General features: G+C 67.3%; 3 protein-coding genes. All 3 read left to right on the top strand.

Annotated features, from left to right (window positions below):
• Positions 1–985: 985 nt before the first annotated feature.
• Positions 986–2,680 carry a long-chain-fatty-acid--CoA ligase gene (locus ACM6LU_RS38815; protein ID WP_414942858.1) on the top strand — a complete coding sequence of 565 codons (1,695 nt, stop codon included), beginning with the start codon at positions 986–988 and terminating at the stop codon, positions 2,678–2,680.
• 245 nt (positions 2,681–2,925) lie between these two features.
• Entirely contained in the window at positions 2,926–4,650 is a 1,725-nt protein-coding gene (locus ACM6LU_RS38810; RefSeq protein ID WP_414942857.1) for a 2-isopropylmalate synthase, read from the top strand.
• Between the two features lie 180 nt (positions 4,651–4,830).
• A complete protein-coding gene (locus ACM6LU_RS38805) occupies positions 4,831–5,850 on the top strand; it encodes a 3-isopropylmalate dehydrogenase (protein ID WP_414942860.1) in 1,020 nt (339 codons plus the stop codon).
• Positions 5,851–6,000 lie beyond the last annotated feature (150 nt).

Raw genomic sequence — 6,000 nt, 5'->3', positions numbered from 1 at the left:
CGACGTCCTCGCAGCCCAGCGCCGCGAACGAGCACGCGTCCGCAGCGAACGCCAGCACATCTGGGGCCAACGCGCCACCCACGCCGCCTAAACCAACCCGGCCAACCTATGTGGTCACAGCACTAGCTACATGAAGGGGGCCTTCACGTACTTATTGAGGGGTGGGGCACAGGTGGCAGGTTGCGAAAGCCACTTTCGCAACCTTCACCGCTGCGGAAGCCACTTTCGCAACGTCGGGGGCAGGGTGTGGTAGCGAAGAGGGGGCCTTCGCTACGCCGGTGCCGTGGCCCTCGCTGAACCCATGGTCGAGATGCGTCGCGAAAGCCACTTTCGCGACGCCTGATGTCCCGAAAGTGGCTTTCGCGACACCGTCGCCCCACAGCCGCCAGCGAATCCCCGCGACCCGACACCTTTGCGTTACCCCTCGATAGAACACGATTCGCCACTCACGACCACCGCGCGGGCGCGCTCACCGGAAGCTCACGGACAAGCCACCTTTGATCGCCTCAAATGAATGTAGGCGTATGTCCTGCTCGCCGGTAGGCGCATTCGTTGCCAGGGTGCCCTTTTGGCGCGCGGGAGGTACTCGGCACACAGCGAAAGCGAGCTGTCGCTTCGCGTCACCCCCGCGCGCCTCCAATGCGACAAGCGAATCTCATCTCATGTGGAAGCGGGAGAAAGCCGGGTTCACCTGGTGCGACCCCGAGCCCCGGTTCTCTCTCGCCGTACTTTTCCGTGTGCTGACAACGATTGCGGAGTGCCGGACGTAGTCGCCGGAGAAGGCACTGAACTGCTGGGGAAGGGCGCTGGAACACCTGCCGGCAACCGGTTCTGGGACCTCCGGCCAGTGGCCACGCAAGACAACCGCGCAGGGTTGCCGGTGATGAGAACACCGGAATATGTTTCCTGTCAACGGATCGCGCCGCTCGGCGAACCGCCGCCCGATGCAGGCACCCAATTCCGGAGGCACGCTATGCACAGCACGATGCCGGACACTCCACTGACCATTGCCCGCATCCTGCGGTACGGCGCTACGGTTCACGCTTCCTCCCACGTGTCCACCTGGAACGGAACGGGGTTCGACAGAAGGAGTTACGCGGAAGTCGCCGAGCGGGCCGCCCGGCTGGCGCGTGCGCTCCGTGACCGGCTGGGGGTGCGCCCCGGTACCCGGGCGGGGAGCGAACAGGGCGTCGTCGGCACCCTCATGTGGAACAACGCTCGTCATCTCGAACTCTTCGTCGCGGTTCCCGCGATGGGTGCCGTGCTGCACACCCTGAACTGGCGGATGCCCGCGGACCAGCTGGTCTACACCATCGGCCACGCCGGGGACGAGGTCATCATCGTGGACGCGGGGCTGACAGAATCGCTCGCCCCCGTGCTCGCGCGGTTGCCGGAAACCGTGCGGCACATCATCGTCGCCGGTCGTGGCGGCCGTGAGGCGCTGTCCGGATTCACCGGTGAAGTACATGACTACGAGGAGCTGATCAGCGACCATCCCGGCGATTATCCCTGGGAGGAGCGGTTGGACGAGCGTGCCGCCGCGACGATCTGCTACACCACCGGAACCACCGGCAAGCCCAAGGGAGTGGTCTACAGCCACCGTTCGATATTCCTGCACTGCTTCCAGGTGCTGTCGCCGAGTCATTACAACATCAGCTCGCACGACACCCTTTTCCCGATAGCGTCCATGTTCCACGTGATCGGATGGGGCATCCCGCACACAGCCTTCTTCACGGGCGCTGATCTGTTGCTGCCTGACCGGTTCACCCACGCCGAATCGCTCGCCCGCATGATCGACAAGGGGCGGCCCACCTTCAGCGCCGCCGTCCCCACCGTCTGGTCTTCTCTTTTGGAGGAACTGGACACCCGCACCTACAACACCGAAAGCCTGAGGCGGGCGTATGTAGGCGGTTCCGCTTGCCCGCCGACTTTGATGGCCGCATACCGGGACCGGCATTCCATCGAGCTTCTGCACGGCTGGGGGATGACCGAGACCATGGGGCTGGTGAGCGCGGCGGTGCCGCCCCGAGGGGCGGACTCCGACGAGGAATGGGCCTACCGTGTCAGCCAGGGGCGGTTCCCGCCGTCGGTGGAGTTCCGGCTCGTGGGCCCGGACGGCGCACTGTTGCCCTGCGATGGTGTGGCCACCGGGGAACTTCAGCTGCGCGGCCCCGACGTGACGTGTGCCTATCACGGCGGTGACGAGGCTGCGTGGGCGCGGCCGGCGGAGAACTTCACCGCGGACGGCTGGCTGAGGACCGGCGACGTCGGCGCGATCACCGCGAACGGCTATCTGAGGTTGACCGACCGGGTGAAGGACGTCATCAAGTCCGGCGGTGAGTTCATTTCCAGCGTGGGATTGGAGAACACGCTGATGGAACACTCCGCGGTGATCGAGGCGGCCGTCATAGCGGTGCCCGACGACCGATGGGGCGAACGTCCGCTGGCCACCGTGTCACTGCGCCACAACGGCATCGACCCGGCGGAACTGCGTGATTTCCTGGCCGAACGTATCGACGCGTGGATGGTGCCCGAACGCTGGGCGGTCCTGCCGGCCGTGCCCAAGACCTCGGTGGGCAAGTACGACAAGCGGGCCATCCGCGACCAGTACGTGCAGGGTCTGCTCCCCATCGTGCGGCTCGGCAGGCACCGCGGCGGCCGCCCTGCCATGAAGCAGTAGGAACTCGTCGGCAGGTGACGCCCGCGTTCCTGCCTTCACGGTGAAGCCCTCGACGGCTCGAGCACGTCCGGGTACGCGGCCCGAGAGGGATACCACGCGCTGGAGGACATCTTCCTCGACGGCGGCGGGTCTTCCGGCTGGGTCGCCGACCGCGCTCCCGCCCGGAACCATTTCGCGTTCTCGTGCCGGAACTTCGCCCGCAGCGGCGGGGTATGGCGCCACGGAAATCCAGGAGAGAGGAAGAGATGAGCCCTTCACCACATCGGCACCGCGCCTTCCGCGCCCAGGACATGGGTGCGCAGACAGCCAGCGGAATGCCCGTGCACAAGTACGCTCCTTATCAGCCGATCGGGCTGGAAGACCGCACCTGGCCCAGCCGTCACATCACCCGCGCGCCCCTGTGGGGCAGCGTGGACCTGCGTGACGGCAACCAGGCCCTGCTGGAGCCGATGGATGTCGCCCGCAAGCGCGTCATGTTCGACCTTCTGGTGTCCATGGGGTTCAAGGAGATCGAGGTCGGCTACCCCGCCTCGTCCCAGGACGACTACGACTTCGTGCGGCATCTGATCGAGACGGGCTCCATCCCTGACGACGTCATCATCCAGGTCCTCTGCTCCATGCGGACCGATGCCATAGACCGGAGTGTCGACGCGGTACGCGGAGCCCGCAAGGCGGTCCTGCAGTACATCAACCCGACTTCCGTCGCGCAGCGGCGGGTGGTCTTCCGTGCCAGTCGCGAGGAGACCGTGGCGCTGGCCCTCGAGGGCACCCGGCACGCCGTCCGGCTCCAGGAAACGTTGGCGGAGACCGAGCTCTACCTGTCCTACGTGCCGGAGTCCTGGAGCCAGACCGAACCCGACTTCGGCGTGGAGATCTGCAACGCGGTACAGGAGTACTGCGCTCCGCGGACCGACCGCACCCTCCGCATCGCCCTGCCCGCGACCGTGGAGTGTTTCCCGCCTCATGAGCTGGCGGACCGTATCGAGTACACGTGCCGGAATCTGGCGTATCGCGACCGGACCATCCTCACCCTGCACCCGCACAACGACCGCGGCAGCGCCGTCGCGGCGACCGAGCTGGCCCTCCTCGCCGGCGTCGACCGGGTGGAGGGGTGCCTGTTCGGAAACGGTGAGCGCACCGGCAATGTCTGCCTGCCCACCCTGGCGATGAACCTGTTCTCCCAGGGGATCGACCCCATGCTCGACCTGAGCGATCTGGACGGCATCCGTTCCGTGGTCGAGGAGTGCAATCAGCTCCCGGTCTCCGCTCGCCATCCCTGGGTGGGCGAATTTGTCTACACCTCCTTCGCCGGCACGCACCAGGACGCCATCGCCAAGGGGCTCAAAGCCCGGGAGGAGGCGGGGGATCCCGGTGCCGTCTGGGAAGTGCCCTACCTCGCCGTCGATCCCCGCGACATCGGGCGCAGTTATCAGGCGCTGATCCGCATCAACACCCAGTCCGGCAAGGGCGGCATCGCCCATCTGCTGCGCAGCACGCGGGGGCTGACCCTGCCCCGGCCGTTGCAGATCGACTTCGCCCATGTCATGCAGGAGTTCTGCGAGCAGCTTGGTGGCGAAGTGGGCGCGGACGAGCTTTGGGAGCTTTTCACGGAGCGGTATGTGGCACCGGGCACGGAGTCCGACGAGGGGACGACGGACGCCGTGGAGATTTCCGCCGCCGACTGGACACCCGCCGACTGGAAGATTTCGGTGTGCCAGGCGTTCTCCGCCCTGGAAACCCCCGGCGCGGTCCAAGGCGTCACCGTGGAGCGGCTCCAGGGGCGGCCTGGATACGCCGCCTTCTGCGAGACCGCCCTGAACGGGCATTCCTTGTGGGGCGTGGGCATTCACGAGGAGGAGACGGAAGCGGTCCGGAGGGCCGCGCTGGCCACTGCCCGGCGAGCCTGGGACGAGAAGCAGTCCGCACCGTATGTCACCTCGACCGCGGCCGCGACGGAGCCCGCCGTCTGAGTGCCCTGGAGTCCGCGGCCACGCGCGGACCAAGGAAGCCGGCAGCGGTCTGCCGCCGATCCGGGGCACATCGGGCCGGTTCTCGACAAGGGACCGGCCCGTTCCGGGCCCAAGAGCAAACCTCGCGAACAGCTGCCACCCGAATGAAGGAGAGAGATGCCAATGCCGACCAGTCGTAGCATTCGCCTCGCGGTGATCCCCGGTGACGGCATCGGCCCGGAAGTGGTGGCAGAGGGACTGAAGGTCCTGGCCGCCGTGCTTCCGCCGGACGTGAAACTGGAGACCAGCCCATACGATCTCGGCGCGCGGCGGTGGCACGCCGCCGGGGAGATCCTGCCGGACGCCGAACTGCAGTCGCTCAGGCACCATGACGCGATCCTGCTGGGCGCCATCGGCGATCCCACCGTCCCTTCCGGCGTTCTGGAACGTGGCCTGCTGCTCAAGCTGCGTTTCGCCTTCGACCACTACGTGAACCTGCGCCCCGGCAAACTCGATCCGAACACCGGCGACCGCCCGCCCGTCGACTTCGTCGTGGTCCGGGAAGGCACCGAGGGTCCGTACACGGGCAACGGCGGCGCGCTGCGCGTCGGCACCCCCGCCGAGGTGGCCACCGAGGTGAGCGTCAACACCGCCTACGGCGTGGAGCGGGTGATCCGGTACGCCTTCCAGCTCGCCAACGCCCGGCCGCGCCGGAGCCTGACGCTGGTGCACAAGAACAACGTGCTCGTGCACGCCGGCAACCTGTGGCAGCACACCTTCGACGCGGTCGCCGCCGAGTACCCCGGCGTCAGCACTGACTATCTGCACGTCGACGCCGCCACGATCTTCTTCGTCACCCGGCCCGAGCGGTTCGACGTGATCGTCACCGACAACCTCTTCGGTGACATCCTGACCGACCTGGCCGCGGCCGTCACCGGCGGCATCGGCCTTGCCGCCAGCGGCAACATCAACCCCACCGGCGCCCACCCCTCGATGTTCGAGCCGGTCCACGGCTCCGCCCCGGATATCGCGGGCACCGGCAAGGCCGACCCGACCGCGACCGTCCTGTCGGTCGCGCTGCTCCTGCGCCACCTGGGCTATGAACAGGAGGCACGGCGGATCGAGGCCGCCGTCACCGCCGACCTCGCCGAACGCGACACGGCCGCACCCCGCGGCACCGAGCAGATCGGCGACGCACTCGCCGCGCGCCTGGCGGGCTGATCCGCTCTGCCTGCCAATGCCCTGACCTGGCATCGGGCGCTGCTCGAGCAAAGCGGTGCCTGTTCAAGAAGTTCCTCGATGTCTCGTGAAACGAGGCATTCCGCACGAGCACAGCGTGAAATCCGGTGCCGGCCCGGCTCCGGTTCCATC

This window comes from Amycolatopsis sp. cmx-11-51 (assembly GCF_047608665.1).
Lineage (GTDB): Bacteria > Actinomycetota > Actinomycetes > Mycobacteriales > Pseudonocardiaceae > Amycolatopsis.
Note: the sequence above shows the minus strand (reverse complement) of the source record. Positions and strands in the feature narration are given on the sequence as shown.

Coding starts and splice junctions, on each gene's coding strand:
- ACM6LU_RS38815 (WP_414942858.1), top strand. CDS start 986: ATGCCGGACACTCCACTGACCATTGCCCGCATCCTGCGGTACGGCGCT.
- ACM6LU_RS38810 (WP_414942857.1), top strand. CDS start 2,926: ATGAGCCCTTCACCACATCGGCACCGCGCCTTCCGCGCCCAGGACATG.